The sequence below is a fragment of the Pseudomonas tohonis genome, from assembly GCF_012767755.2.
In the GTDB taxonomy this organism is placed as follows: domain Bacteria; phylum Pseudomonadota; class Gammaproteobacteria; order Pseudomonadales; family Pseudomonadaceae; genus Metapseudomonas; species Metapseudomonas tohonis.
In genome coordinates this window covers 4962395-4987594 of record NZ_AP023189.1, presented here as the reverse complement: position 1 = coordinate 4987594, position 25200 = coordinate 4962395, and the positions used below count along the sequence as shown (strand labels likewise).

Annotated in this window: 30 protein-coding genes and 2 tRNA genes; 24 read left to right on the top strand and 8 right to left on the bottom strand. The window is 64.1% G+C overall.

Annotated features, from left to right (window positions below):
- Positions 1–64 precede the first annotated feature (64 nt).
- The gene (locus HSX14_RS22705) at positions 65–883 is read right to left on the bottom strand and encodes an SDR family NAD(P)-dependent oxidoreductase (protein WP_173171880.1); all 819 of its coding nucleotides are present in this window, start codon (positions 881–883) and stop codon (positions 65–67) included.
- An 86-nt stretch (positions 884–969) separates the two neighbouring features.
- Positions 970–2076, bottom strand: a complete 1107-nt coding sequence (locus HSX14_RS22700; RefSeq protein WP_173171882.1) for an HD domain-containing phosphohydrolase — start codon at positions 2074–2076, stop codon at positions 970–972.
- Positions 2077–2300: 224 nt separating this feature from the next.
- On the opposite strand from HSX14_RS22700, the gene aspS reads away from it, so the two are divergent.
- The 16 genes from aspS (at position 2301) to nadA (ending at position 15442) form a co-directional block, all read left to right on the top strand.
- Positions 2301–4076, top strand: a complete 1776-nt coding sequence (aspS, locus tag HSX14_RS22695) for an aspartate--tRNA ligase (protein WP_173171884.1) — start codon at positions 2301–2303, stop codon at positions 4074–4076.
- Between the two features lie 62 nt (positions 4077–4138).
- Positions 4139–4888, top strand: a complete 750-nt coding sequence (locus tag HSX14_RS22690) for a YebC/PmpR family DNA-binding transcriptional regulator (protein ID WP_111263845.1) — start codon at positions 4139–4141, stop codon at positions 4886–4888.
- A gap of 61 nt (positions 4889–4949) precedes the next feature.
- Positions 4950–5474 (top strand): crossover junction endodeoxyribonuclease RuvC, encoded by a 525-nt coding sequence (gene ruvC / locus HSX14_RS22685; protein ID WP_111263844.1) that lies wholly within the window; start codon positions 4950–4952, stop codon positions 5472–5474.
- 21 nt (positions 5475–5495) lie between these two features.
- Positions 5496–6098, top strand: a complete 603-nt coding sequence (gene ruvA / locus HSX14_RS22680) for a Holliday junction branch migration protein RuvA (RefSeq protein WP_111263843.1) — start codon at positions 5496–5498, stop codon at positions 6096–6098.
- 6 nt (positions 6099–6104) lie between these two features.
- The gene (gene ruvB, locus HSX14_RS22675; RefSeq protein WP_173171886.1) at positions 6105–7157 is read left to right on the top strand and encodes a Holliday junction branch migration DNA helicase RuvB; all 1053 of its coding nucleotides are present in this window, start codon (positions 6105–6107) and stop codon (positions 7155–7157) included.
- Between the two features lie 90 nt (positions 7158–7247).
- On the top strand, positions 7248–7694 hold the full coding sequence (gene ybgC / locus HSX14_RS22670) for a tol-pal system-associated acyl-CoA thioesterase (protein WP_173171889.1): 447 nt from the start codon (positions 7248–7250) through the stop codon (positions 7692–7694).
- 2 nt (positions 7695–7696) lie between these two features.
- Positions 7697–8392 carry a protein TolQ gene (tolQ, locus tag HSX14_RS22665; protein WP_173171891.1) on the top strand — a complete coding sequence of 232 codons (696 nt, stop codon included), beginning with the start codon at positions 7697–7699 and terminating at the stop codon, positions 8390–8392.
- A gap of 34 nt (positions 8393–8426) precedes the next feature.
- The gene (gene tolR, locus HSX14_RS22660) at positions 8427–8885 is read left to right on the top strand and encodes a protein TolR (RefSeq protein WP_111263839.1); all 459 of its coding nucleotides are present in this window, start codon (positions 8427–8429) and stop codon (positions 8883–8885) included.
- A complete protein-coding gene (tolA, locus tag HSX14_RS22655) occupies positions 8885–9886 on the top strand; it encodes a cell envelope integrity protein TolA (RefSeq protein WP_173171893.1) in 1002 nt (333 codons plus the stop codon). The genes tolR and tolA overlap by 1 nt, the downstream gene beginning before the upstream one ends.
- Entirely contained in the window at positions 9886–11187 is a 1302-nt protein-coding gene (tolB, locus tag HSX14_RS22650) for a Tol-Pal system beta propeller repeat protein TolB (protein WP_173171895.1), read from the top strand. The genes tolA and tolB overlap by 1 nt, the downstream gene beginning before the upstream one ends.
- A 55-nt stretch (positions 11188–11242) precedes the next feature.
- A complete protein-coding gene (pal, locus tag HSX14_RS22645) occupies positions 11243–11740 on the top strand; it encodes a peptidoglycan-associated lipoprotein Pal (protein WP_111263836.1) in 498 nt (165 codons plus the stop codon).
- A 6-nt stretch (positions 11741–11746) separates the two neighbouring features.
- Positions 11747–12568, top strand: a complete 822-nt coding sequence (ybgF, locus tag HSX14_RS22640; protein ID WP_173171897.1) for a tol-pal system protein YbgF — start codon at positions 11747–11749, stop codon at positions 12566–12568.
- Between the two features lie 127 nt (positions 12569–12695).
- Entirely contained in the window at positions 12696–13343 is a 648-nt protein-coding gene (queE, locus tag HSX14_RS22635; protein WP_173171899.1) for a 7-carboxy-7-deazaguanine synthase QueE, read from the top strand.
- 1 nt (position 13344) lies between these two features.
- Positions 13345–14019 carry a 7-cyano-7-deazaguanine synthase QueC gene (gene queC / locus HSX14_RS22630; RefSeq protein ID WP_173171901.1) on the top strand — a complete coding sequence of 225 codons (675 nt, stop codon included), beginning with the start codon at positions 13345–13347 and terminating at the stop codon, positions 14017–14019.
- Positions 14020–14077: 58 nt separating this feature from the next.
- Positions 14078–14153 (top strand) — tRNA-Lys (locus HSX14_RS22625).
- A 230-nt stretch (positions 14154–14383) separates the two neighbouring features.
- A complete protein-coding gene (gene nadA / locus HSX14_RS22620) occupies positions 14384–15442 on the top strand; it encodes a quinolinate synthase NadA (RefSeq protein WP_173171903.1) in 1059 nt (352 codons plus the stop codon).
- A gap of 56 nt (positions 15443–15498) precedes the next feature.
- Here the strand turns inward: nadA and HSX14_RS22615 are convergent, their stop codons facing one another.
- The gene (locus HSX14_RS22615) at positions 15499–16932 is read right to left on the bottom strand and encodes a M48 family metalloprotease (protein WP_173171905.1); all 1434 of its coding nucleotides are present in this window, start codon (positions 16930–16932) and stop codon (positions 15499–15501) included.
- 105 nt (positions 16933–17037) lie between these two features.
- On the opposite strand from HSX14_RS22615, the gene HSX14_RS22610 reads away from it, so the two are divergent.
- Both HSX14_RS22610 and HSX14_RS22605 read left to right on the top strand, forming a co-directional pair.
- Positions 17038–17289 carry a sulfurtransferase TusA family protein gene (locus HSX14_RS22610; protein ID WP_173171907.1) on the top strand — a complete coding sequence of 84 codons (252 nt, stop codon included), beginning with the start codon at positions 17038–17040 and terminating at the stop codon, positions 17287–17289.
- 32 nt (positions 17290–17321) lie between these two features.
- Positions 17322–18401, top strand: a complete 1080-nt coding sequence (locus tag HSX14_RS22605; protein WP_173171909.1) for an AI-2E family transporter — start codon at positions 17322–17324, stop codon at positions 18399–18401.
- A 51-nt stretch (positions 18402–18452) separates the two neighbouring features.
- Here HSX14_RS22605 and HSX14_RS22600 read toward each other — a convergent pair whose 3' ends face one another.
- Both HSX14_RS22600 and HSX14_RS22595 read right to left on the bottom strand, forming a co-directional pair.
- Positions 18453–18926 carry a peroxiredoxin gene (locus tag HSX14_RS22600; RefSeq protein ID WP_173171911.1) on the bottom strand — a complete coding sequence of 158 codons (474 nt, stop codon included), beginning with the start codon at positions 18924–18926 and terminating at the stop codon, positions 18453–18455.
- Positions 18927–18936: 10 nt separating this feature from the next.
- Positions 18937–19494, bottom strand: a complete 558-nt coding sequence (locus HSX14_RS22595; protein ID WP_111263827.1) for a glycine cleavage system transcriptional repressor — start codon at positions 19492–19494, stop codon at positions 18937–18939.
- A gap of 167 nt (positions 19495–19661) precedes the next feature.
- On the opposite strand from HSX14_RS22595, the gene dapA reads away from it, so the two are divergent.
- From dapA to HSX14_RS22575, 4 genes are all read left to right on the top strand, one after another.
- On the top strand, positions 19662–20540 hold the full coding sequence (gene dapA / locus HSX14_RS22590; protein ID WP_111263826.1) for a 4-hydroxy-tetrahydrodipicolinate synthase: 879 nt from the start codon (positions 19662–19664) through the stop codon (positions 20538–20540).
- 18 nt (positions 20541–20558) lie between these two features.
- The gene (gene bamC, locus HSX14_RS22585; RefSeq protein ID WP_173171913.1) at positions 20559–21674 is read left to right on the top strand and encodes an NlpB/DapX family lipoprotein; all 1116 of its coding nucleotides are present in this window, start codon (positions 20559–20561) and stop codon (positions 21672–21674) included.
- 130 nt (positions 21675–21804) lie between these two features.
- Positions 21805–22674, top strand: coding sequence for a phosphoribosylaminoimidazolesuccinocarboxamide synthase (locus HSX14_RS22580; RefSeq protein WP_173171915.1), 870 nt, complete (start codon positions 21805–21807; stop codon positions 22672–22674).
- 114 nt (positions 22675–22788) lie between these two features.
- A tRNA-Ser gene (locus tag HSX14_RS22575) sits at positions 22789–22878 on the top strand.
- Positions 22879–22924: 46 nt separating this feature from the next.
- On the opposite strand, the gene HSX14_RS22570 is transcribed toward HSX14_RS22575, so the two are convergent.
- Both HSX14_RS22570 and HSX14_RS22565 read right to left on the bottom strand, forming a co-directional pair.
- A complete protein-coding gene (locus HSX14_RS22570) occupies positions 22925–23149 on the bottom strand; it encodes a hypothetical protein (protein ID WP_228723487.1) in 225 nt (74 codons plus the stop codon).
- Positions 23150–23205: 56 nt separating this feature from the next.
- Complete coding sequence (locus tag HSX14_RS22565; protein WP_173171919.1) at positions 23206–23388, bottom strand: hypothetical protein; 183 nt, start codon at positions 23386–23388, stop codon at positions 23206–23208.
- Between the two features lie 126 nt (positions 23389–23514).
- On the opposite strand from HSX14_RS22565, the gene HSX14_RS22560 reads away from it, so the two are divergent.
- Positions 23515–23790, top strand: a complete 276-nt coding sequence (locus tag HSX14_RS22560; protein ID WP_173171921.1) for a helix-turn-helix domain-containing protein — start codon at positions 23515–23517, stop codon at positions 23788–23790.
- Between the two features lie 289 nt (positions 23791–24079).
- Positions 24080–24349: a DNA-binding protein gene (locus tag HSX14_RS22555; RefSeq protein WP_173171923.1), complete on the top strand. Its 270-nt coding sequence runs from the start codon at positions 24080–24082 to the stop codon at positions 24347–24349.
- A 179-nt stretch (positions 24350–24528) separates the two neighbouring features.
- Here the strand turns inward: HSX14_RS22555 and HSX14_RS22550 are convergent, their stop codons facing one another.
- Complete coding sequence (locus HSX14_RS22550) at positions 24529–25080, bottom strand: GNAT family N-acetyltransferase (RefSeq protein ID WP_173171925.1); 552 nt, start codon at positions 25078–25080, stop codon at positions 24529–24531.
- Positions 25081–25200 lie beyond the last annotated feature (120 nt).

Sequence of the window (25200 nt, the reverse complement as noted above, 5' to 3'; positions counted from 1 at the left end):
CCAGGGTCGATCCTGGCGTGTGTCAATCGTTGCGATGCTTTGAGGCTATCGATCGCCGGGAGGTTCAACGGCGGCCGAGCAGTCTTGCCAGGACGCGTGGATAGCCGGCCGGTAGCAGCCGCTGGATGCGGTCGAGTAGGCGCGCGTCGGCCCCGATGAGAACGCGCGGGCGCTGCCGCCGGATGCCTTCGATGATCACCCGGGCCGCTTCCTCGGGCGTCGTGCGGGCCACCTTGTCGAACTGCGCGGCGGCGCGGGCGGCGTCCTGGCGCCCATCCGGGCCCTGGTAGAAGCGCGCGGCCCTGGCGATGTTGGTGCGGATGCCGCCGGGGTGCACGCAGGTGGCGCGTACGCCGGTGTGCGCCAGTTCCTGACGCAGGGCTTCGGTGAAGCCGCGCACGGCGAACTTGCTGGCGTTGTAGGCACCCTGGGTGGGCAGGCTGATGATGCCGAAGATGCTGGAGACGTTGACGATCTGCCCTTCGTTGTTCTTCAGCAAGTGGGGCAGGAAGGCCTTGGTGCCATGCACCACGCCCCAGAAGTTGATGCCCATGATCCATTCGAAGTCGTCGTAACGCAGTTCCGCGACGGTCTGCGAGAGGGCGACGCCTGCATTGTTGATCACCAGTTGCACGCTGCCGTGCGCCGCGAGCACCTCGTCGGCGAAGGCATAGACCGCTGCGCGCTCGGCCACGTCCAGGAGGTGGGTGGTGATCTTGAGGTCGTGGCGATCGAGTTCCCGGGCAACCTCGGCGAGATTTTCCCGATCGAGATCCGCCAGCGCCAGGTGGCAGCCCTCGGCAGCCAACTGGTGGGCCAGTGCCCGGCCGATGCCCGATCCCGCCCCCGTCACCACCGCGACCTTCCCTGCTAGCGCCTGCATCTGGACTCCTCGATTCATTCTGCCCCGCCGCGAGTGGTCGGGCTGCGTGGGCAGCTTAGTCAGGCGCCGTGGGGGCGACAACCGAGTCAAAGGTGGGCGAGGGTGGGGTCTTCCTGCAGGCAGAGATTGAAGATGTCGACCCAGTAGGCGCTGAACTGGCTGCCGCCCAGGCCGTTGATTTCGAGGATGGCGCGCAGCAGCGGGCGCTTGCTCAGGGTCTGGTGGGCCCGTTCGTGGGTACGGGCGTCGAAGGTGTCGACGATGTTCAGGATCAGTGCGCCGGGGCTGATCTCCGTTTCGCGCAGGCCCTTGGGGTAGCCGCTGCCGTCGGCGTGCTCCTGGTGCTGCAGGATGATCTCGGCGGCGTCCTCCCATTGCGGCATGCGCTTGAGCAGTTCCGCCCCCATGCGCGGGTGGGATTGCATGCGCCGGCGCTCGTCATGGTTCAGGGGGTCCTGCTTGTGCAGCAGTTCCAGCGGCAGCAGCGCCATGCCCAGGTCGTGCAGGCACACGGCGGCGGCCAGCTGGCGTGGCGATACGGGGCGCCCGGCGCGCTCGTTCATCGCCAGGGCGAGTTCCAGCTGGCGCTGGCCACGGCCCAGCCAGAAGCGCGAGCGGTTCTCCGCCGCGGCCATGAGTTCGACGAAGAAACGCAGGTCGGGCTCGTCCTCCAGGTCGTGGCGAGCCAAGGGGCCGCCGCTCTTCGCCTCGGGTTCCGGGGGTAGCAGGCGGGTGCTCGGGTCCAGCCGGTGCAGCAGGGCGCTGCGCAGTTCCGCCTGGCGTTGGGCGGGGGCGCTGGCCAGGGTCCTGAGGGCCTTGCTCAGCGGGCGTACATCCTCCTGTTCCCGGGTGTCGCCGCTCAGCGCCTGCTCGATCTGCGCGCGCAGGCGGTCCTGCAGAAGAAGGAGGATGTCGCCCAGCAGGCTGTCGAAGGCCAGACTGCCTTCGCGCAGCCTGGCGAGTACGTCCTCCAGGGCCTGCGGCAGGATGTTCAGGCGGTCCAGGCCGACGTAACCGAGGTTGCCCTTGAGCGTGTGCACCAGGCGGAACAGTTCGCGCAGGCGTTCGTCGTCATCGGGGTGGCGTTCCAGCTCGATCAGCAGGTGCTCGCAGCGGGAGAACTGTTCGCGGGTTTCCTGGCGGAAGTCATCCAGGAGGTCTGCGGTGATGTCGACGGGGCGCGGCGTGGCCATGGGCGTCCTCCACGGGCTCGGGCTCTTGAGTATAGAAAGGCTTCCGGCGGGCGGCTGCGCGGTATCGATTAACCATATATAATCCGCCCCTTTGCCACCGGTCCCTGGCCTGCGGCAGTGTGGTCCCGATGCCCGGCGGCGAGTCACCGCCCGCCCGCGGTCATCGACGGCACGCACACTGGCGGCCCGATGAATTCAAGACTCAAGAGAAGCGAAACACGACCATGATGCGCAGCCACTATTGCGGCCAACTGAACGAGAGCCTGGACGGCCAGGAAATCACCCTTTGCGGCTGGGTCCACCGTCGCCGTGACCACGGCGGGGTCATCTTCCTCGACATCCGTGACCGTGAAGGCCTGGCCCAGGTCGTGTTCGACCCGGATCGCGCCGAGACCTTCGCCAAGGCCGACCGCGTGCGCAGCGAATACGTCGTCAAGGTCACCGGCAAGGTGCGCCCGCGCCCGGCTGGCGCCGTCAACGCCAACATGGCATCCGGCGCCATCGAAGTGCTGGGCTACGAGCTCGAGGTCCTCAACCAGGCCGAGACCCCGCCCTTCCCGCTGGACGAATACTCCGACGTCGGCGAAGAGACCCGCCTGCGTTATCGCTTCATCGACCTGCGTCGCCCGGAAATGGCCGCCAAGCTGAAGCTGCGTGCGCGCATCACCAGCAGCATCCGCCGCTACCTGGACGAGAACGGCTTCCTCGATGTCGAGACCCCGATCCTCGGTCGTCCGACTCCGGAAGGCGCGCGCGATTACCTGGTACCGAGCCGTACCTACCCGGGTAACTTCTTCGCCCTGCCACAATCGCCCCAGTTGTTCAAGCAACTGCTGATGGTTGCCGGCTTCGACCGTTACTACCAGATCGCCAAGTGCTTCCGCGACGAAGACCTGCGTGCCGACCGCCAGCCGGAATTCACCCAGATCGACATCGAGACCAGCTTCCTCGACGAAAGCGACATCATCGCCATCACCGAGAAGATGGTGCGCCAGCTGTTCAAGGAAGTCCTCGACGTCGAGTTCGACGAGTTCCCGCACATGCCCTTCGAGGAAGCCATGCGCCGCTACGGTTCGGACAAGCCCGACCTGCGCATCCCGCTGGAACTGGTCGATGTCGCCGATCAACTGAAAGACGTCGAGTTCAAGGTCTTCTCCGGTCCTGCCAACGATCCGAAGGGCCGTGTCGCCGCACTGCGCGTGCCGGGCGGCGCGAGCATGCCGCGCAAGCAGATCGACGACTACACCAAGTTCGTCGGCATCTATGGCGCCAAGGGCCTGGCCTACATCAAGGTCAACGAGCGCGCCAAGGGCGTGGACGGCCTGCAGTCGCCGATCGTCAAGAACATCGCCGAGCCCAACCTGAACGTGATCCTCGACCGCGTCGGTGCGGTCGATGGCGACATCGTGTTCTTCGGCGCCGACAAGGCCAAGGTCGTCTGCGACGCCCTGGGTGCGCTGCGCATCAAGGTCGGCCATGACCTCAACCTGCTCACCAAGGAGTGGGCGCCGATGTGGGTCGTGGACTTCCCGATGTTCGAAGAGAACGACGACGGCAGCCTGACCTCGCTGCACCACCCGTTCACCGCGCCCAAGTGCACCCCGGAGGAGCTGGAGGCCAACCCGGCCGGCAAGCTGTCCCGTGCCTACGATATGGTGCTCAACGGCACCGAGCTGGGCGGCGGCTCCATCCGTATCCATGACAAGTCCATGCAGCAGGCGGTGTTCCGCGTACTGGGCATCGACGATGCCGAGCAGGAAGAGAAGTTCGGCTTCCTCCTCGACGCGCTGAAGTACGGCGCCCCGCCGCACGGCGGCCTGGCCTTCGGCCTGGATCGCCTGGTCATGCTGATGACCGGCGCCGCCTCGATCCGCGAAGTGATCGCCTTCCCGAAAACCCAGAGCGCCGGTGACGTCATGACCCAGGCGCCGGGTACCGTGGATGGCAAGGCACTGCGCGAGCTGCACATCCGCCTGCGCGAACAGCCCAAGGCCGAGTAAATCGTTCCACCCCGACGGCGGCGCCCGATGCGCCGCCGCCACCAGAAAGCACGGAGTCAGTTATGGCGGGTCATTCCAAATGGGCCAACATCAAGCACCGCAAGGAGCGTCAGGACGCCAAGCGCGGCAAGATCTTCACCAAGCTCATCCGTGAGCTGACCGTCGCGGCCAAGCACGGCGGCGGCAACCCGGCGGACAACCCGCGTCTGCGCCTGGCCGTGGACAAGGCGCTCACCGCCAACATGACCCGCGACACCATCGATCGCGCGATCGCCCGCGGCGCCGGTTCCAACGAAGCCGACAACATGGTCGAGCTGAGCTACGAGGGTTACGCGCCGAGCGGCGTGGCGATCATCGTCGAAGCCATGACCGACAACCGCAACCGCACCGCCGCCGAAGTGCGCCACGCATTCAGCAAGTGCGGCGGCAACCTCGGTACCGATGGTTCGGTGGCCTACATGTTCGACCGCAAGGGCCAGATCAGCTACGCCCCTGGCGTGAATGAAGACGCCCTGATGGAAGCGGCCCTGGAAGCGGGCGCCGACGACGTGGTCGCAGCGGACGACGGTTCGGTGGAGGTCTACACCTCGTTCGCCGATTTCCTCAGTGTCAACGAAGCGCTCACCGCCGCAGGTTTCAAGGGCGACGAGGCCGAAGTGGCGATGATCCCCTCGATCACCGCGCCGATCACCGACCTGGAAACCGCGCAGAAGGTGATGAAGCTCATCGACATGCTCGAGGACCTGGACGACGTGCAGAACGTCTACAGCAACGTGGACATCCCCGACGATGTGATGGCCCAGCTGGGCTGACACGAAAAAGCCGGAGCGGACGCTTCGGCTTTTTTACTTGGGCACCTGATATAGAGCTGCAATGACCCTCATCCTCGGTATCGACCCTGGTTCGCGCATCACCGGTTACGGCGTGGTCCGCGACACCGGGCGCGGTTGTGAATACGTCGCGTCCGGCTGCATCCGCACCGGCAGTGGCGAGTTGCAGGAGCGCCTGCTGATCGTCTTCCGTGGCGTGCGCGAGGTCATCCAGACCTACGGGCCGGTGACCATGGGCATAGAGAAGGTCTTCATGGCGCGCAACGCCGACTCCGCGCTCAAGCTGGGCCAGGCCCGTGGCGCCGCCATCGTCGCCGCGAGCGAGGAGGGGCTGGAGGTGGCCGAGTACAGCGCCAGCCAGGTCAAGCAGGCCATCGCCGGCACCGGCGGCGCCGACAAGCAGCAGGTGCAGATGATGGTCATGCACCTGCTCAAGCTGGTGCAGAAGCCCCAGATCGACGCCTCGGATGCCCTGGCCATCGCCCTGTGCCATGCGCATCACCGGCAGAGCCTGATCCCGCACGGCCTCGCCACCGCCAAGCGCCGCGGCGGACGGCTCCGTTTGTAACCCCATATAAGGACGCACTTCGTGATTGGACGTTTGCGTGGCACCCTGGCGGAAAAACAGCCGCCGCACCTGATTCTCGATGTCAATGGCGTCGGCTACGAGCTGGAAGTGCCCATGACCACCCTCTACCGCCTGCCCTCGACCGGCGAGCCCGTGACCCTGCACACCCACCTGGTGGTGCGCGAGGACGCGCACCTGCTCTACGGCTTCTTCGAGAAGCGCGAGCGCGAGCTGTTTCGCGAGCTGATCCGCCTCAATGGCGTCGGCCCCAAGCTGGCCCTGGCGCTGATGTCCGGGCTGGAAGTGGACGAGCTGGTGCGTTGCGTGCAGGCCCAGGACACCTCGACCCTGGTGAAGATCCCGGGTGTCGGCAAGAAGACCGCCGAGCGCCTGCTGGTGGAGCTGAAGGACCGTTTCAAGGCCTGGGAAACCATGCCGAGCATTTCCACCCTGGTGGTCGAGCCGCTCAACGCCAAGGTTTCCAGCGCCGAGAGCGATGCGTTGAGCGCCTTGATATCCCTGGGCTTCAAGCCCCAGGAAGCCAGCCGTGCCGTTGCCGCCATCAAGGAAGAAGGGCTGTCCAGCGAAGAACTGATCCGCCGCGCCCTGAAAGGAATGGTGTAACACCGCATGATCGAAGCAGACCGCCTGATAACCGCCAGCAGCCGCGACCGCGACGAGCAGCTGGACCGCGCCATCCGCCCGCTGAGCCTTGCCGACTACGTGGGCCAGCCGACCGTGCGCGAGCAGATGGAGCTGTTCATCCAGGCGGCCCGCGGGCGCAACGAGGCCCTCGACCACACGCTGATCTTCGGCCCGCCGGGCCTCGGCAAGACCACCCTGGCCAACATCATCGCCCAGGAAATGGGTGTCTCGATCAAGAGCACGTCCGGCCCGGTGCTGGAGCGCCCCGGTGACCTAGCTGCGCTCTTGACCAACCTGGAGTCCGGCGACGTGCTTTTCGTCGATGAAATCCACCGTTTGTCGCCCATCGTCGAAGAGGTGCTGTACCCGGCAATGGAGGACTTCCAGCTCGACATCATGATCGGCGAAGGCCCTGCGGCTCGTTCGATCAAGCTCGACCTGCCGCCCTTCACCCTGGTCGGCGCCACTACGCGCGCCGGCATGCTGACCAACCCGCTGCGCGACCGTTTCGGCATCGTCCAGCGCCTGGAGTTCTACAGCACCCAGGACCTGACCAGCATCGTCACCCGTTCCGCCGGCATCCTGGGGCTGCACATCGAGCCCGAGGGAGCCTTCGAAATCGCCCGTCGTGCCCGTGGCACCCCGCGCATCGCCAACCGCCTGCTGCGCCGTGTGCGCGATTTCGCGGAAGTGCGTGGCAAGGGCCAGATCACGCGGGTGATCGCCGACCAGGCCCTGAACCTGCTGGATGTCGACGAGCGTGGCTTCGACCACCAGGACAGGCGTCTGCTGCTGGCGATGATCGACAAGTTCGACGGTGGCCCGGTGGGCATCGACAACCTGGCCGCTGCGATCAGCGAGGAGCGCCACACCATCGAGGATGTGCTGGAGCCCTACCTGATCCAGCAGGGCTACATCATGCGCACCCCCCGTGGGCGCGTGGTCACCCGTCACGCCTACCTGCACTTCGGCTTGAACCTGCCCAAGCGCATGGCCGAGTCACCCACCGACGATTTGTTCGGGGCGGGGGACGAATAGGGGAAATCGCTGTCGAACCGAGCGGCGGGCGCTGGGGGTGAAAAAACAGTGTCCGGCCTGATTGGCAACCTTTGGAGTAAGCACTAGAGTATGCGCGCGCAAAATGGGGCCCAGCCTTTCGTGCATCGGAGCCGCGTCTATTACGAAGACACCGATGCCGGTGGCATCGTCTATTACGTCAACTACCTCAAGTTCATGGAGCGGGCTCGCACCGAGTGCCTGCGAAGCCTGGGTTTTGCCCAGTCCGAGCTGGTGGGGGAGAACCTGCTCTTCGTCGTGCATTCGGCCGAGGCGCGTTACCACGCTCCCGCCAGGCTCGACGACGAGCTGACCATCAGCGCCGAAGTGATCGAATTGAACCGTGCCAGCCTGCGCTTTCGTCAACAGGTGAGGCGGGCTATGGATGATGCGCTGCTCTGTGAAGGGCAGTTCCTGGTGGCCTGTGTGCGCGCCGACAGTTTGAAACCCCGGGCGATCCCCGAAGCGCTGCGTTCAGCCTTCGCCGCCGTACCGGGCCAACCCCCTGCAGGAGACTAAGCGTGGAAGCCAACGTCGTCGACCATACCTCCATGTGGAGCCTGATCAGCAACGCCAGCATCGTGGTGCAACTGGTCATGCTCACTCTGGTGGCCGCTTCGGTCACCTCGTGGATCATGATTTTCCAGCGCAGCAACCTGCTGCGCGCGGCGAAGAAGTCCCTCGAGACGTTCGAGGAGCGCTTCTGGTCGGGCATCGACCTGTCCAAGCTGTATCGCCAGGCCGGCAGCAACCCCGACCCGGATTCCGGCGTCGAGCAGATCTTCCGCGCCGGCTTCAAGGAGTTCTCCCGCCTGCGCCAGCAGCCCGGCGTCGATCCGGATGCGGTGATGGAAGGCGTGGCCCGTGCCATGCGCGTCGCCATTTCCCGTGAGGAAGAAAAGCTCGAGCAGAGCCTGCCGTTCCTCGCCACCGTCGGCTCCACCAGCCCCTACATCGGCCTGTTCGGTACCGTCTGGGGGATCATGAACTCCTTCCGTGGCCTCGCCCAGGTGCAGCAGGCAACCCTGGCCACCGTGGCTCCCGGCATCGCCGAAGCGCTGATCGCCACCGCCATCGGCCTGTTCGCGGCGATCCCGGCGGTCATCGCGTACAACCGCTTCTCCGCTCGTGGCGAGACCCTGATCGGTCGCTACTACACCTTCGCCGACGAGTTCCAGGCCATCCTGCACCGCAAGGTGCACACCAGCGACGAATAAGACGCAGGTTCACATAGAGGACAGGTTTCACGCCATGGCCAGAATTCGCCAAAAACGCAAGCCGGTCGCCGAGATGAACGTGGTGCCCTACATCGACGTGATGCTGGTGCTGCTGGTCATCTTCATGGTGACCGCGCCCATGCTCAACCAGGGCGTCAAGGTCGACTTGCCGAAGGTGTCCAGCGAGGCGCTGCCGCAGGACAACGACTCCCGCGTCCTGACCATCTCGATCAAGGCCGACAAGAGCTACTACTGGAACATGGGCGAGGAAGTGGACCCGGACCAGGGCAAGGCCAGCGAGACGTCCAGCACGCTGCCGCAGCTGGTGCAAGCTGTCACCGCGATCATGAGCCAGAACACCAGCCAGGGTAAGAAGGTCCAGGTCTTCGTCCGGGGCGACAAGGCCGTCGACTACGGCTCCGTGATGGCCGTCATGGGCGGCCTGCAGCAGGCCGGCGTAGGTAATGTCGGGCTGATCACCGAGGCGCCCTGATGCAGCAGCAGAGCGAACGCTCCCCATCGGAAAGCTATTTCTGGCCCGCGGTCTGGGCCATAGGCCTGCACGTGCTGATCTTCGGCACGCTGTTCGTCAGCTTCGCCTTCACCCCTGAACTGCCGCCAGCGCGCCCGATCGTGCAGGCTACGCTCTATCAGCTGAAATCGCAGAGCCAGGCGACCACCCAGACCAACCAGAAGATCGCCGGCGAAGCCAAGAAGGCCGCCGCTCCGCAGTACGAAACCGAACAGATGGAGCAGAAGAAGGCCGAGCAGCAGAAGCTGGAGCAGCAGAAGGTCGCTGCGGCCAAGGCGGCGGAACAAAAGAAAGCCGAGGAAGCTCGAAAAGCGGAAGAGGCAGCCGAAGCGAAGAAGGCGGATGACGCCAAGAAGGCCGAGGAAGCCAAGAAGCAGCAAGCCGACATCGCCAAGAAGAAGGCGGAAGAGGAAGCCAAGAAAAAGGCTGCCGACGAGGCCAAGAAGAAAGCCGCTGAAGAGGCGAAGAAGAAAGCTGCAGCCGAGGCCGCCAAGAAGAAGGCTGCCGAGGATGCGAAGAAGAAGGCCGCCGCCGAAGCCGCGAAGAAAAAGGCAGCGGAGGAGGCCAAGCGCAAATCGAATGATGAGAAGAAGGCTGCCGCGCTCGCCGAATTGCTCTCCGATAAGGTAGAGCGCGAGCAAGCGCTGGCCGATGAGGTGGGTGACAAGACGGCGGGTAATTATGACGACCTGATTCGTTCTAGAGTATCGGAGTTGTGGACAAGGCCACCGTCGGCGCGCAATGGCATGTCGGTCGTTGTTCAGATCAATATGCTGCCGGACGGCACCATCACCAACGCTTCGATATCGCGCTCCAGTGGTGATTCGGCATTCGACCAATCGGCCATCAGCGCAGTGAAGAATGTGGGTCGTATAACCGAGATGCAGGGTATGAGTCCCGCAGACTTCAATCCCTATCGTTCATTCAAGATGACATTCACGCCTGAGGACCTAGCGTTGTGATGAAGATTCTTAAAGGTGTTCTGTTAACTCTTTTCTTCTTGGCTGGCGTCGCTCAGGCCGAAGAAAAGAACATTCTGGTGCGCACTGGCGCTGATCGCGCGGTTCCCGTCGCCGTAGTGCCCTTCGGCTGGCAGGGCGGCAACGTCCTGCCCGAAGACATGTCCGAGATCATCGGCAATGACCTGCGCAACTCTGGCTACTTCGAGCCCATCCCACGGCAGAACATGATCAGCTTGCCGACCCAGGCCAGCGAAGTGATCTACCGCGACTGGAAAGCCCTTGGCGCCCAGTACGTGCTAGTGGGCAACATTGCTCCGGCTGGCGGCCGCCTGCAGGTGCAGTTCGCCCTGTTCAACGTCGCCACCGAGCAGCAGGTGTTCGCCGGCAGCGTCAGCGGCTCCACCGACCAGCTGCGCGACATGGCGCACTACGTGGCCGACCAGTCCTTCGAGAAGCTCACCGGCGTGAAGGGTGCGTTCTCCACCCGTATGCTCTACGTGACCGCCGAGCGTTTCTCGGTGAACAACACCCGCTACACCCTGCAGCGCTCGGACTACGACGGCCAGCGCGCCGTGACCCTGCTGCAATCCCGTGAGCCGATCCTGTCGCCGCGCTACGCACCGGATGGCCGCCGCATCGCCTATGTCTCCTTCGAGCAGAAGCGCCCGCGTATCTTCATCCAGCACATCGACACCGGTCGCCGTGAGCAGATCACCAATTTCGAGGGCCTGAACGGCGCGCCGGCCTGGTCGCCGGAAGGCAATCGCCTGGCGTTCGTGCTGTCCAAGGACGGCAACCCGGAGATCTACGTGATGGACCTGGGCAGCCGCCAGCTGCGCCGCGTCACCAACCACATGGCGATCGACACCGAACCTTTCTGGGGCGCAGATGGCCAGACCATCTATTTCACCTCGGATCGTGCCGGCAAGCCGCAGATCTACAAGACCAATATCAATGGCGGCGAGCCGCAGCGCGTGACCTTCGTCGGCAACTACAACGCCAACCCGAAGCTCTCGGCTGACGAGAAGACCCTGGTGATGATCCATCGCCAGGACGGCTTCACCAACTTCAAGGTGGCGGCTTTGGACCTGGTCCGTGGCGGTGCTCCGCGCATCCTTTCCGGCACCACTCTGGATGACTCGCCCACTGTTGCGCCAAACGGCACCATGCTAATCTACGCCACCCGCCAGCAGGGCCGGGGAGTGCTGATGCTCGTGTCCACAAACGGGCGCGTGCGACTCCCGATTCCAACCGTTCAAGGCGATATCCGCGAACCGTCCTGGTCGCCGTACCTGAACTGACGCGGTATCCACTTTTGTTTTGCTAAACACACTGGGGCTCATTAGGAGTTACATGATGGAAATGATCAAATTCGGTAAGTTCGCTGCTCTGGCTCTGGCCATGGCTGTTGCAGTTGGTTGCTCCTCCAAGGGCGGCGACGATTCCGGTCAGGGCGCTGTAGACCCGAACGCTGGCTACAACAGCGGCAACAGCGGTGTTGACGGCAGCCTGAGCGAAGAAGCCGCTCTGCGCGCCATCACCACCTTCTACTTCGAGTACGACAGCTCCGACCTGAAGCCGGAAGCCATGCGCGCTCTGGACGTACACGCCAAGGACCTGAAAGGCAACGGCGCTCGCGTCGTTCTGGAAGGCCACACCGACGAGCGCGGCACCCGCGAGTACAACATGGCTCTGGGCGAGCGTCGTGCCAAGGCCGTTCAGCGCTACCTGGTTCTGCAGGGCGTTTCCCCGGCTCAGCTGGAGCTGGTTTCCTACGGCGAAGAGCGTCCGGTTGCCACTGGCAACGACGAGCAGTCCTGGGCTCAGAACCGTCGCGTCGAACTGCGTAAGTAATTCGATATGCGTAAGTGCCGTCGTGCTTTGACTGTATTGGCCCTCAGCAGCCTGCCCCTGGCTGCCTTTGCTGAGGTTCCCGTGGTGGACGGAAACGATGCCGGTTACGGCAACAGTTACCCGCCCGCTGGTTATGGCACGACTGGCGCCTATGCCGGATCCGGGGCTTCGGCCCCGGTGTCCGCGCAAGGCGAGCTGTTTATGCAACTGCAGCAGATGCAGGAAGAGACCGCCCGCCTGCGTGGGATGGTGGAAGAACAGCAGAACCAGATCGAGCAGCTCAAGCGCGAGTCGCTGGAGCGCTATCAGGATCTGGACAGCCGCTTGAATGCGGGCGCAGCGGGCGCACCAGCCGCACAACAGAATTCCCCTGCCGATGGCGCGATCAACGCCGCCGGCACCCCCTCGGCACCGGCCCAGCAGCCGGCCGCCAGCACCGAACCGGGCGATCCGGCGAAGGAAAAGCTCTACTACGACGCTGCCTTCGACCTGATCAAGGCCAAGGACTTCGACAAGGCCAGCCAGGCTTTCGGCGCATTCCTGCGCAAGTACCCCAGCAGCCAGTACGCCGGCAACGCGCAATACTGGCTGGGCGAAGTCAATCTCGCCAAGGGTGATCTGCAGGGCGCCGGCCAGGCTTTCGCCAAGGTCAGCCAGGTCTATCCGCAGCACGCCAAGGTGCCGGATTCCCTCTACAAGCTCGCCGACGTCGAGCAGCGCCTGGGCAATACCGACAAGGCCAAGGGCATCCTCAAGCAGGTCGTCGCACAGTACCCGGGCAGCTCCGCCGCCCAGCTGGCGCAGCGGGATCTCCAGCGCCTGCCCTGATCCACGGCCTCCGAGCATCGAGAAACCCGCGCTTGTCGCGGGTTTTTTCGTTAGAATCGCCGCCCTCTTATTCTTCTTCCAGCAACGGAGGCGGATGGCCTGTTTAGCCGTTACGCCCGTGGCCCCTATGCAACAGACCCTGCGACTGACCGAGATCTTCTACTCGCTGCAGGGGGAGACGCGTACCACCGGCTTGCCGACGGTATTCGTGCGCCTGACCGGCTGTCCCCTGCGCTGCCAGTATTGCGACACCGCCTATGCCTTCAATGGCGGCCAGCTCCACACCCTGGATGACATCCTCGCCCAGGTGGCTGCCTACAAGCCCCGCTACGTCTGTGTGACGGGCGGCGAGCCGCTGGCGCAGCCCAACTGCATCCCGCTTCTGCAACGGCTCTGCGACGCCGGCTACGAGGTGTCGCTGGAAACCAGCGGCGCCCTGGACATCTCGGCCGTGGATACGCGCGTCAGCCGTGTCGTCGACCTGAAGACGCCAGGCTCCGCCGAGCTTGCCCGCAATCGCTACGAGAACATCGCCCAGCTGACCCGCAACGACCAGGTGAAGTTCGTCATCTGCTCCCGCGAGGATTACGACTGGGCCGTCTCCAAGCTGATCGAGTACCGGCTGGAGCAACGCGCGGGTGAGGTGCTGTTCTCGCCCAGCCACCAGCAGGTGAGCGCGCGGAACCTCGCGGACTGGATAGTGGCCGACAACCTGCCGGTACGGCTGCAGCTGCAATTGCACAAGATTCTCTGGAACGACGAGCCGGGACACTGATATGAGCGACAAGAAAGCGGTAATCCTCCTCTCCGGCGGCCTGGACTCCGCCACGGTCGTGGCCATGGCACGTGCCGAAGGCTACGCCTGCTACACCATGAGCTTCGACTACGGCCAGCGTCATCGTGCCGAGCTGCAGGCGGCCGAGCGCGTAGCCAGGCAACTGGGCGTGGTGGAGCACAAGGTCATCGGTCTCGACCTGAATGGCATCGGCGGCTCGGCCCTGACCGACAGCAGCATCGCCGTGCCGGAGGCGCCTACCGAAGGCATCCCGGTCACCTACGTGCCGGCGCGCAACACCGTATTCCTGTCCCTCGCCCTGGGCTGGGCGGAAGTGCTCGGTGCGCGGGATATCTTCATCGGCGTCAACGCGGTGGATTACTCCGGCTACCCGGATTGCCGCCCCGAGTTCGTCGAGGCCTTCGAGCGCATGGCCAACCTGGCGACCAAGGCTGGCGTGGAGGGTGATGGCTTCCGCATGCAGGCGCCATTGCAGAACCTCAGCAAGGCGCAGATCGTCCAGGCGGGCGTCAGGCTCGGGGTCGACTACGCTTTGACGGTGTCCTGCTACCAGGCCGATGACGAGGGCCGCGCCTGCCGCAAATGCGACAGCTGCAGGCTACGTGCGGATGGCTTCGCGGCCGCTGGCGTGCAGGATCCTACGAGATATTTCTGATTTTTTTACGGTGGGGTGTTGAATTCCTGAATAAAATCAGTATTATGCGCTCCGCGTCGGGTCGTTAGCTCAGTCGGTAGAGCAGTTGGCTTTTAACCAATTGGTCGTAGGTTCGAATCCTACACGACCCACCATACAGGGCTCCGCGAGGAGCAACGGAAGCGGGAAGATCGAAAGGTCTTCCCGCTTTCGTTTGTCCGCAGGAAAGTCGAGCGCGGTGACCGCGGAGGGCGCAGCCCCTCCCGCTGCCATGCCCAATGGCGTTAATCTACGTTATCATCCGCGCCCCGATCCGCGTGGCCCCTGGCCCGGCGGGCGGTGACCCAACAGGCTTTCGCGCAACGCGCTCGCAGGTCCAGCAGACATGTCCCATCTCTCCGAACGTTTTCTCGTCCAGGCCCATCTCGCCGCGAAGCAGCCCCGGCAACTGACTGCCGATGAAGAGGCGCAGCTCCGGGCGCAGATCGCAGCCGAACTGAAGGCGCAGAACGCCGTTCTGGTGGCCCACTACTATTGCGATCCGGTGATCCAGACCCTGGCCGAGGAGACCGGCGGTTGCGTGTCCGATTCCCTGGAGATGGCCCGCTTCGGCAACCAGCACGAGGCGCAGACGGTCCTGGTGGCCGGCGTACGCTTCATGGGCGAGACCGCGAAGATCCTCAACCCCGAGAAGCGCGTGCTGATGCCGACCCTGGAAGCGACCTGCTCCCTGGACCTGGGCTGCCCGGTGGATGAGTTCTCGGCATTCTGCGACCAGCACCCGGAGCGTACCGTCGTCGTCTATGCCAATACCTCCGCGGCGGTGAAGGCGAGGGCCGACTGGGTGGTGACCTCCAGCTGCGCGCTGGAGATCGTCGAGAGCCTGATGGACAACGGCGAGAAGATCATCTGGGCGCCGGACCAGCACCTGGGACGCTACATCCAGCGCGAGACCGGTGCCGACATGCTGCTCTGGGACGGTGCCTGCATCGTTCACGAGGAGTTCAAGGCCAAGCAGCTCGAAGACATGAAGGCGCTCTATCCGGAGGCAGCCATCCTGGTCCATCCGGAATCGCCCGAGGCGGTCATCGAACTCGCCGATGCGGTGGGCTCCACCAGCCAATTGATCAAGGCTGCGCAGACGCTGCCGAACAAAATGTTCATTGTCGCTACCGATCGCGGCATCTTCTACAAGATGCAGCAGCTGTGCCCGGACAAGCAGTTCATCGAGGCGCCCACCGCCGGCAATGGGGCGGCCTGCCGCAGTTGCGCGCACTGCCCCTGGATGGCCATGAACACCCTAGAACGCACCCTGCAGTGCCTGCGCGAGGGCAGCAACGAGATATTCGTCGATGCCGCGCTGGTGCCGCGCGCGGTCAAGCCGCTCAAGCGCATGCTCGACTTCACCCAGGCTGCGCGGTTGAAGCTCGCCGGCAACGCCTGATCGGCACGCACAAAAAAAGCCCGGACATGTCCGGGCTTTTTCATGGGCGGCTTTCGTCAGCGCATCATCTTCTTGATGGTCTTCTGCTGCTCGATCATTTCCTGCTGGCGTGCATCGATGCGCGAGGCGAGCGGGAAGTTGTTGGTCGCGCGGCGCTTGGCGAAATCCAGCTGCTCGATGGCCTGGTCGTAGTCACCGACCAGGGCGAAGAACTCCGCGCGCGCCTGGTGCAGGCCGATGGTGTTGCCGGCGAGGCCACGCACCTCGGCCACCTGGTACCAGACGTCCGGATCGTTGGGGCGGCTCTTGATCAGGCCGTCGAGGATCTTCTCCGCTTCCTGAGGCTTGTTCAGCTTGAGCATCAGGTCGCTGCGCGCCTGCTTGAGCGGGTAGTTGTTGGGGTACAGGCCGAGCAGCCGGTCGACGCGTTGCTGGGCGTCCTGCAGGCGGTTGGCGGTGATGTCCAGGTCGACCTGGGCCAGGTTGTAGACGATCTCGTTGGGGGCCTTGGCCAGCAGCTGCGCAAGGGCTTCGCGTGCTTCGTTGAGCTGCCCGTTCTTGATCTGCGCGATGGCCAGGCCGTAGCGCGCGGCATCCAGCTTGGGATCGGCATCGAGCTGGGCGCGGAAGCGCTTGGCCGAGATCCCCGGGGTCTCCTCGAACATCAGCTGCACGCGGGCGCGCATCAACTGGTAGCGCAGGCTGTTCTCGACGCCGCCCGGCGGCAGCTGTTCGGCGCGGTTGCGGGTGTCGGCGATACGCGACTCGGTGACCGGGTGGGTGAGGAGGAATTCCGGCGGCTTGGAGTCGTAGCGGTACTGGCGCATCAAGCGCTCGAACATGTTCGGCATGGCCCGGGGGTCGTAGCCGGCCTTCTCCAGGTTGAGCAGGCCGATGCGGTCAGCTTCCTGTTCGTTCTGGCGGGAGAAGCGACGTTGCTCCTGGATCGCCGCGGCCTGGGTCGACATGATCGCCGCCATGCCCGCGTCACCGGCGCCGGCCGCCGCCGCGACGATGCCGGCGAGCATCGCCGCCATCACCGGGATCTGCATGCGTTGCTGGGCTTCGATGCCGCGCGCGAAGTGGCGCTGCGAAAGGTGCGCCAGTTCGTGGGCCAGCACCGAGGCGTATTCGGCTTCGTTGGGGGCATAGAGGAACAGGCCGCCGTTGACCCCGACTATCCCGCCCGGGGCGGCGAAGGCGTTGAGCTGAGGGCTCTTGAGCAGCACGAATTCCAGGCGGCGGTCCTGCAGCTGGCTGGTCTCGGCCAGGCGGTAGACGCTGGTCTCGACGTAGTCCTTGAGCTGCGGGTCCGAGAGTTGCTCCACCTGGCCGCGCAACAGGCTCAGCCAGGCGCGGCCCAGCTGGTGTTCCTGCTCCGGAGAGACGATGGCCGAACTGGAGTCGCCGAGGGACGGCAGGTCATCGGCCATCACGGGCGATGCGAGGAGGCAGGCAAGCGTCAGCAGAGTGGGGCGCAGCGGATTCATGCACAGGGCTCTTGTCGGCAAAGCGCTAACTGTAGCCTCCTGCCCGGTCGGCTGGCCAGGGTTGTGCGGGCTTCTGTATCCTAGGCGCCCTCCTGGAGAACACTCATGACTGACGCCGCCGGCCGTCCCGATACCTTCGACGCCGAGCTGGATGCCAGCGGGCTGAACTGCCCGTTGCCGCTGCTCAAGGCCAAGCTGGAACTCAACCGTCTGCCCAGCGGCGCGGTACTCAAGGTCACTGCCACCGATGCCGGTTCGCAACGCGATTTCCGTGCCTTCGCCCGCCTCGCCGGCCACATGCTGCTGCACGAGGAAGAGCAGGGCGGCACCTATCGCTACTGGCTGCGCAAGGCCTGAACCTCCCTGCTTACGCTTACCAAGGAACTCCGATGTTCAAGGTGCTTCGCGACTGGGTGCAGCGCTACTTCTCCGATGAAGAAGCGGTGGTGCTGGCGGTCTTCCTGGTCCTGGGTTTTACCCTGGTCCTCACCCTCGGCAATATGCTGGCGCCGGTCCTGGCAGGGTTGGTCCTGGCCTTCCTGATGCAGGGGGTGGTGAATTTCCTCGAACGCCTGCGCATGCCGCAAACGCTGGCCGTGTGGCTGGTCTTCGCCTTGTTCATCGGGGCCCTGGCGCTGTTCCTGGTGGTGCTGATGCCGCTGTTGTGGCAGCAGCTCAGCACCCTGTTCAAGGAGTTGCCGCGCATGCTCGGCGAATGGCAGTCGCTGCTTCTGTTGCTGCCCGAGCGCTACCCGCACCTGGTGACCGACGAGCAGGTGCTCAACGCCATCGAGGTGACCCGCAGCGAGGTCGGCAAGTTCGGCCAGTGGGCGCTGACCTTCTCCCTCTCCAGCCTGCCGCTGGTGGTCAACCTGATGATCTACCTGGTACTGGTGCCGATCCTGGTGTTCTTCTTCCTCAAGGACCGCGAGCTGATCCTACGCTGGCTGAGTGGCTACCTACCGCGTGAGCGCGCGCTCATGACCCAGGTGTGGCAGGAGATGAATCAGCAGATCGCCAACTACATCCGCGGCAAGGTGATCGAAATCGTCATCTGTGGCGGTGTCACCTACGTCGCCTTCGTATCCCTCGGGCTCAACTATGCGGCGTTGCTGGCACTGCTGGTCGGTTTGTCGGTAGTGGTGCCCTACATCGGCGCGGTGGTGGTGACCGTCCCGGTGGCGCTGATCGCGTTGTTCCAGTGGGGCTGGGGCGACCAGTTCATCTACCTGATGGTGGTCTACGGGGTGATCCAGGCGCTGGATGGCAACATTCTGGTGCCGCTGCTGTTCTCCGAGGCGGTCAACCTGCACCCGGTGGCCATCATCTGTGCCGTGTTGCTGTTCGGAGGCCTCTGGGGCTTCTGGGGCATCTTCTTCGCGATTCCCCTGGCGACGTTGTTCAAGGCTGTGCTCGATGCCTGGCCACGCAGCGGGCCACTTAAGGACGGGCCGTCGCCGCTGATGTGACGGCATGAAAAAGGCCGCTTTCGCGGCCTTCGTTCATTGCGGCGGGGCGGGTCAGCCCTTGTTCAGCGCCTGGGCGGCCGCGAGCACGGCATCGACGTGGCCCGGAACCTTCACGCCACGCCATTCCTGGCGCAGCACACCGTTCTTGTCGATCAGGAAGGTGCTGCGGTCGACGCCCATGTATTCCTTGCCATAGAGCTTCTTCAGCTTGATCACGTCGAACAGCTGGCAGACCGCTTCGTCCTTGTCGGAGATCAGTTCGAAGGGGAACTCCTGCTTGCACTTGAAGTTCTCGTGGGACTTCAGGCCGTCGCGGGAGACGCCGAAGATCACGGTGTTGGCGGCGGCGAAGGCGCCGTGCTGGTCGCGGAAGCCCTGGCCTTCGGTGGTGCAGCCGGGGGTGCTGTCCTTGGGGTAGAAGTACAGGACGACCTGCTTGCCTTTCAGGGCGGAGAGCGTCACCTGTTGGCCGCTGGTGGCGGGGGCGGTGAAGTCGGCTACCGGTTGGTCGATTGCTACGGCCATGTCTTGCTCCTTACGGGTGTTGCGGGCGCCAGGGCTCGATCAGGGCGTCGAGGTTCAGCGCATCGGCGAAGTCGAGGAACTGGTCGCGCAGCCAGCTGATCTGGGTGCCCGCCGGCAGCGTCACGGTGATGGTGGCGTTGAGCATGGTGCTCATGGTCTGCGGCGCCTGGTAGGTGTCGCAGGTGAGGTTCTCCAGCTCGACGCGATGATCGATGAAGAACTGGCACAGCTCATTGAGGATGTCCGGGCGGTAGGCCGCGCTGACGTAGGCCACATAGGGCAGCGATTGCGGGCGGGGCTCCAGGGCGCCGCTGCGGGTTACCTGGGTGGTGAATTCGTGGCGCTTGGCCAGGGCCGGCAGGCCAGCCTCCAGGCGGGCCAGTGCATCCCAGCTACCGGATACCTGCAGCACCAGTGCGCTGTACTCGCCGTGGCGAGTCAGGCGGCTGCTGACCACGGCGCAGCGGTTTTCCTGGCTGGCTCGGCACAGCACGTTGGTCAGCTCCATGGGGTTCACGCCGAGGGCGCTGATCACAAGGAATTGTTCGCGGGGCGGGGTGGTGGACATGCAGCATTCCTAAAGCGAGGGGAGGGCGGCCAAAGCCGCGTCGATCAAAGCGGAGAGGTTAGCGAAAAGCGCTGCCGAGGGGAATGCTTGAGGCACCCTCGTCAGCTTGTGCTGGGCAATGGGCACCAGTACCATTACGGCTCTCTTTTTCCGGCAGGAGCGGTTGCATGATTGCGGGCAGTATGGTGGCACTGGTCACGCCCATGGATGCACAAGGTCAACTGGACTGGGCGAGTCTGACCAAGCTGGTGGATTTCCACCTGCAGGAAGGCACCAACGCCATAGTCGCAGTCGGCACCACGGGTGAATCCGCGACGCTGGATGTGAACGAACACATCGAAGTCATCCGCCGCGTGGTGGATCAGGTCAATGGCCGCATCCCGGTCATCGCCGGCACCGGTGGAAACTCCACCCGCGAGTCCGTCGACCTCACCGCCGCCGCCAAGAACGTGGGCGCCGATGCCTGCCTGCTGGTGACCCCGTACTACAACAAGCCGACCCAGGAAGGCCTGTACCAGCATTTCCGCCACATCGCCGAATCCGTCGCGATTCCGCAGATCCTCTACAACGTCCCTGGCCGCACCGTCTGCGACATGCTGCCCGAGACCGTCGAGCGCCTGGCGAAGATCTCCAACATCATCGGTATCAAGGAAGCCACGGGCGATCTCAAGCGCGGCCAGGAAGTCCTGGATCGCGTGAGCAAGGACTTCCTCGTCTACTCCGGTGACGATGCCACCGCCGTCGAGCTGATGCTCATGGGCGGCAAGGGCAACATTTCCGTGACCGCCAACGTCGCGCCCCGCGAGATGGCCGACCTCTGCGCCGCTGCCATGCGTGGCGATGCCGAGACCGCTCGCGCGATCAACGACAAGCTGATGCCGCTGCACAAGGCGCTGTTCATCGAATCGAACCCGATCCCGGTGAAGTGGGCCCTGCACGAGATGGGCCTGATGCCCGACGGCATCCGCCTGCCGCTGACCTGGCTCAGCCCGCGTTGCCACGAACCGCTGCGTCAGGCGCTCCGCCAGTCCGGTGTATTGGCTTAATCCGAGGAATTACTACGCATGAAGCGACTGGCCGGACTCTCCGCTCTCGCCCTGATGATCTCCAGCACCAGCGGCTGCGGCTGGCTCTGGGGCGAAAATGGCTACTTCCGCGACCGCGGCAACGACTACCTGGAAGCGCGCCAGACCGCGCCCATGCAGTTGCCTCCGGATGCCCAATCCAAACGCCTTGACCCGTTGCTGCCGGTGCCGATGAACGTCGCCGACAGCCGCAGCGACGCCGACTACGAAGTCCCACGCCCGCAGCCCCTGCAAGTCAAGGGTGAGGTCAGCGACTACAGCCTGCAGAAGAGCGGCGACTCGCGCTGGGTGGTTGCCCAGCGCATCCCGGCCGAGGTCTGGCCGGTGGCTCGCCAGTTCTTCGAGGACGGTGGCTTCAAGGTCGTCGACGAGCGTCCGCAGACCGGCGAGTTCAGCACCGCCTGGCAGCGCCTCGACCAGCTCTCCGCGCCCCTCGCACGCCGCCTCGGCAGCCGTGTGAGTGGTGTCGAGCCCGACAGCGAAGTGCGTGCCCGTGTGCGTATCGAGCCGGGCGTGCAGCGCAACACCAGCGAGATCTTCGTCCTCACCACCACCCGTCCGGCAGGCAGCAGCGCCGATACCGGTTGGCCGAGCCGCTCCGACAGCCCCAGCCTCGAGGCTGCGCTGATGGACGAAATGCTCGCCAGCATGGCGCGCAGCGCCGAGCAGGGTGGTTCCGTTTCCCTGCTGGCGGCCCGCGACTTCGATGCGCCGAGCCGCGTGACCCTGTCCGAGGACGGCAGTGGCAACCCGATCCTCAACCTGGGTGCCGACTTCGACCGTTCCTGGTCCAGCGTCGGTCGTGCCCTGGAAGTGGCGGACGTCCGCGTCGACGACATCAACCGCAGCTTGGGCGTGTACTACATCAACCTCGCCGAGGGCGCGGAGAAGGACCAGGAGCCTGGCTTCTTCAGCCGCCTGTGGGGCAGCGCACCGAGCAAGGAAGAGATCGAGGCCCGTGCCGAGCGCTACCAGGTTCGCCTGACCCGCGTCGGTGACAGCGTCCAGGTCACCGTGGAGAAGGACATCAACACCGTGGCACCCGCCGATGTGGCGCGCCGCGTGCTGGGCCTGATCCAGGAAAACCTCGGCTGAGGCCGGACCGACCGGGTGGCGGTTGACCTCCACCCGGCTCCAGCCGACGCGCCGCAGGGCGCGGCGGCGAGACAATAGGCGAAACCCCTCAGGTTTCGCCTGTTTCGTTTAACAGAGGCGGAAAATCGACATGACCACTCCCAGCACCCTGAGCCTGAAGAAGATCTACTCCGGCAAAGTCCGCGACCTCTATGAGATCGATGCCAAGCGCATGCTCATGGTCGCCACCGACAGGCTCTCGGCCTTCGACGTCATCCTCGAGCAGCCGATCCCGGACAAGGGCAAGATCCTTACCGCCATCTCCAACTTCTGGTTCGACAAGCTGGCCGACGTGGTGCCCAATCACTTCACCGGCGACAAGGTCGAGGACGTGGTGCCCGCCGCCGAGCTGCCGCTCGTGGAAGGCCGCGCCGTGGTCGCCAAGCGCCTCAAGCCGGTGGCCGTCGAAGCCATCGTGCGCGGCTACATCGTCGGTTCGGGCTGGAAGGAATACCAGAAGACCGGCACCGTCTGCGGCATCCAGCTGCCCTCCGGCCTCAAGGAAGCCTCCAAGCTGCCCCAGCCGATCTTCACCCCCTCGACCAAGGCCGCTGTCGGCGACCATGACGAGAACATCTCCTTCGAGCAGTGCGAAGCCATCATCGGCAAGGAACTGGCCGCCAAGGTCCGCGATACCGCCATCGCCCTCTACAGCACTGCTGTCGAGTACGCCGCCACTCGCGGCATCATCATCGCCGACACCAAATTCGAATTCGGCATCGACGAAGACGGCACCCTGACCCTGATGGACGAAGTGCTGACCCCTGACTCCAGCCGCTTCTGGCCGGTTGAAAGCTATGTCGAAGGCACCAACCCGCCCAGCTTCGACAAGCAGTTCGTCCGCGACTGGCTCGAGTCCACAGGCTGGAACAAGGAGCCGCCAGCCCCCGCCGTACCTGCCGACGTCGCACAGAAGACCGCCGACAAGTACCGCGAGGCCCTGACCAAGCTCACCGCCTGACCCCGGCGGTGGCGCTGCCGGCCGGGGCAATACGCAAGCATCTGAATGCACGCGAAAAAATTGCCACGGCGGGCTTCGCCAATCGCTTTTCAGCTGGTATCATGCGCGCCGTTCGGGAAGATGCCGGAGTGGCCGAACGGGACGGATTCGAAATCCGTTGTGTCAGCAATGGCACCTAGGGTTCAAATCCCTATCTTCCCGCCATACACAGCAAAGCCCCTGGTTCGCGAGAGCCAGGGGCTTTGTGCTTTCAGGCATGCCCGCGCGCGCCTGGCGCTGGCAGGGTGCGCTGCACCAGCACCTTCATCCGGCGGATGTCCGACCAGAACAGCTCATCCGGGAACGGCCCCGGCGCCAGCGCGTTCTTCACCAGGAAGTAGCCCTCCTCGCAAATCCCCTCCACCGGCACCACCACGCCCACGATGTGGCAGCAGCAGAACAGGGGGTGCGGCACCTCTTCCCAGTGCAGCTCCATGACTACCGTCTGTCCCAGGTTTGCCAGGGCCGTTCTGGTGTCCACAGGTCGCCCGCTCATGCTTTCCACTCCCAATGTCGCGGTAGTACGCGAAGTTTGTCGGAGGGAATGCCTCTGCGATCCGTTCGGTTATGGATGGTGTTGCGGGCAGCATCAATGAAGTCTGCGAAGGTGGGTGCAGCTCCAACATTCTGCTGAGGGGTGGCCAGGGTGGCCTGGGCAAGGTCTTCCAGTTCCATGCTCATTCCATCACTATTCGCGGTTACGCAATTATCCATCACGCATAAATCCAAATTGGATAAATGCAATTTGGATAATCTCACATTGAATCCGAAATGGATAGATCAATTTTCGATCTAATAATCATGATCAAATCGCGTGTCATTGAAATATTGAAAAGCTCAGAGATGCGCCTCCCGGAGTTGGAGGAGCGTACGGGCATCAATCGCTACACGTGGAACAACCTCAAGAACCCCTCCCGAAATAGGGAAATCAAAGAGAGCGAGATCCTCGCTATCGCCGAGTTGTTTCCGCAGTACCGGTGGTGGTTGCTGACTGGTGAGGTCATGCCCGAGCTCGGGCAAACGAGCCCGGCCTATGACGAAGCTCATTCAGAGATGCCGTCGTCCAGCACTGAGTAGCAACGACGGTGTTCCCAGCTCCTGAATGGTCTCGCGCTTTCCTGGTGCGATCGGAAGAATGACTCCGGCTGGCAGAAGGGCATTGTGGTGGCGCCGTTGCCGTCAATGTCACGGTGGTCCATCCTCCTGCGGATGAGCAGAGAAGACCCCCAATTCAAACTGAGAATGCCTGTCCAGCTGCGCGCCCAAGCGTCCTGCAAGAGCTGTCTGAAGCGGGCTACAAGGCGAGCTGGGAAGACGCAGCCTCTATTGGTATTGAGTTTTGAGACGGTGACGTTAAAGACGTTTTATGCAGACAGCGGGCGATAGAGCACGAGCGTTCATCAAGCGGCTGGGACCGGAAAAGGCCAGCGAACTGGGTGGAGGCAACCACGACCGTTGGCGAAGCGTCAGCAAAGGCGCGGTGAGAGTCAGCACGGAAGAGATCGACGTGCTTGTGAAGGCTTATCCCCAGTACGCGTTCTGGCTGGCTTGCGGCCAGATTGCACCCGAGATCGGGCAGACAAGCCCGGCCTATGACGACACCCATCCAGATTTATCGCCATCCAGCGCCGAGTGACCACTGGCTGTGTCCCGCAGCTTTCCGCCGAGCGCTGCATCGCTTCTGCCTGGGCGCCTGGCTTCTCCAGCCGTGCTCCCCACCAGTTGGGACCGGACGAACGCCAGGGCATCCCTGAATGGCGGATGCCATGCCTCGCCAGGTTCATGGGCAAGGGGATGCCAGACAGGCAGGGCTGCTCATCGCCCCACCTCGTACTCCATCGGATAGTCGCAAGGCTCCCGCTCAGCCTGCTCCGGCCATAGCCACTGCGCATCCACACAACCCTGACGCTGGTAGAACCGCACCGTCTCCCTCGCCGAGTGGGACGAGACATACAGGCGCTGGATGCCCTTGTGGCGGGCCTCTTCGAGACAGCGGGCAAACAGCAGGCGCCCGATGCCCCTGCCACGCTCGGTGGCCTCGACATGGAACTCCTTCAATGGCCGGTAGCGCCCGGTGGGTTCTATAGGCGCGCCGTCCACACAAGCGAAGCCGACGACCCGCCCCAGGCGGGTCGCCAGGCAGACCATGCCGCCGTTGGCCAGTGCAGCCCGCAGCGTGTCCTTCACTTCCTGGCGTTCGGCCGGGGACCAATCGTCGATGAAGGGATCGGCGCTTTCCACCGCGCGGCCCGCCTGCAAGCGAATGACCCGCTCCACTACCTGCCGCCGCTCGAAGGTGAACACGAAGTCGAGGTCCGAATCGGCTACCGGGGAGGTGTGAAGGTTGATGTCCGGGGTGCTGCTCATGGGCTTTCTGCTGGCGGTCCAAGGCGGTTTACCGGGATGGTAGCGCGGTGAGTGGAGCATTGGAGGGAAAGACCTTCACCTTACCAAACCTCTCTAAGGTGTCTGCCAGTGACGAAGGGT

Coding starts and splice junctions, on each gene's coding strand:
- HSX14_RS22705 (WP_173171880.1), bottom strand. CDS start 883: ATGCAGGCGCTAGCAGGGAAGGTCGCGGTGGTGACGGGGGCGGGATCG.
- HSX14_RS22700 (WP_173171882.1), bottom strand. CDS start 2,076: ATGGCCACGCCGCGCCCCGTCGACATCACCGCAGACCTCCTGGATGAC.
- aspS (WP_173171884.1), top strand. CDS start 2,301: ATGATGCGCAGCCACTATTGCGGCCAACTGAACGAGAGCCTGGACGGC.
- HSX14_RS22690 (WP_111263845.1), top strand. CDS start 4,139: ATGGCGGGTCATTCCAAATGGGCCAACATCAAGCACCGCAAGGAGCGT.
- ruvC (WP_111263844.1), top strand. CDS start 4,950: ATGACCCTCATCCTCGGTATCGACCCTGGTTCGCGCATCACCGGTTAC.
- ruvB (WP_173171886.1), top strand. CDS start 6,105: ATGATCGAAGCAGACCGCCTGATAACCGCCAGCAGCCGCGACCGCGAC.
- ybgC (WP_173171889.1), top strand. CDS start 7,248: ATGCGCGCGCAAAATGGGGCCCAGCCTTTCGTGCATCGGAGCCGCGTC.
- tolR (WP_111263839.1), top strand. CDS start 8,427: ATGGCCAGAATTCGCCAAAAACGCAAGCCGGTCGCCGAGATGAACGTG.
- tolA (WP_173171893.1), top strand. CDS start 8,885: ATGCAGCAGCAGAGCGAACGCTCCCCATCGGAAAGCTATTTCTGGCCC.
- tolB (WP_173171895.1), top strand. CDS start 9,886: ATGAAGATTCTTAAAGGTGTTCTGTTAACTCTTTTCTTCTTGGCTGGC.
- pal (WP_111263836.1), top strand. CDS start 11,243: ATGGAAATGATCAAATTCGGTAAGTTCGCTGCTCTGGCTCTGGCCATG.
- ybgF (WP_173171897.1), top strand. CDS start 11,747: ATGCGTAAGTGCCGTCGTGCTTTGACTGTATTGGCCCTCAGCAGCCTG.
- queE (WP_173171899.1), top strand. CDS start 12,696: ATGCAACAGACCCTGCGACTGACCGAGATCTTCTACTCGCTGCAGGGG.
- queC (WP_173171901.1), top strand. CDS start 13,345: ATGAGCGACAAGAAAGCGGTAATCCTCCTCTCCGGCGGCCTGGACTCC.
- nadA (WP_173171903.1), top strand. CDS start 14,384: ATGTCCCATCTCTCCGAACGTTTTCTCGTCCAGGCCCATCTCGCCGCG.
- HSX14_RS22615 (WP_173171905.1), bottom strand. CDS start 16,932: ATGAATCCGCTGCGCCCCACTCTGCTGACGCTTGCCTGCCTCCTCGCA.
- HSX14_RS22610 (WP_173171907.1), top strand. CDS start 17,038: ATGACTGACGCCGCCGGCCGTCCCGATACCTTCGACGCCGAGCTGGAT.
- HSX14_RS22605 (WP_173171909.1), top strand. CDS start 17,322: ATGTTCAAGGTGCTTCGCGACTGGGTGCAGCGCTACTTCTCCGATGAA.
- HSX14_RS22600 (WP_173171911.1), bottom strand. CDS start 18,926: ATGGCCGTAGCAATCGACCAACCGGTAGCCGACTTCACCGCCCCCGCC.
- HSX14_RS22595 (WP_111263827.1), bottom strand. CDS start 19,494: ATGTCCACCACCCCGCCCCGCGAACAATTCCTTGTGATCAGCGCCCTC.
- dapA (WP_111263826.1), top strand. CDS start 19,662: ATGATTGCGGGCAGTATGGTGGCACTGGTCACGCCCATGGATGCACAA.
- bamC (WP_173171913.1), top strand. CDS start 20,559: ATGAAGCGACTGGCCGGACTCTCCGCTCTCGCCCTGATGATCTCCAGC.
- HSX14_RS22580 (WP_173171915.1), top strand. CDS start 21,805: ATGACCACTCCCAGCACCCTGAGCCTGAAGAAGATCTACTCCGGCAAA.
- HSX14_RS22570 (WP_228723487.1), bottom strand. CDS start 23,149: ATGGAGCTGCACTGGGAAGAGGTGCCGCACCCCCTGTTCTGCTGCTGC.
- HSX14_RS22565 (WP_173171919.1), bottom strand. CDS start 23,388: ATGGAACTGGAAGACCTTGCCCAGGCCACCCTGGCCACCCCTCAGCAG.
- HSX14_RS22560 (WP_173171921.1), top strand. CDS start 23,515: ATGATCAAATCGCGTGTCATTGAAATATTGAAAAGCTCAGAGATGCGC.
- HSX14_RS22555 (WP_173171923.1), top strand. CDS start 24,080: ATGCAGACAGCGGGCGATAGAGCACGAGCGTTCATCAAGCGGCTGGGA.
- HSX14_RS22550 (WP_173171925.1), bottom strand. CDS start 25,080: ATGAGCAGCACCCCGGACATCAACCTTCACACCTCCCCGGTAGCCGAT.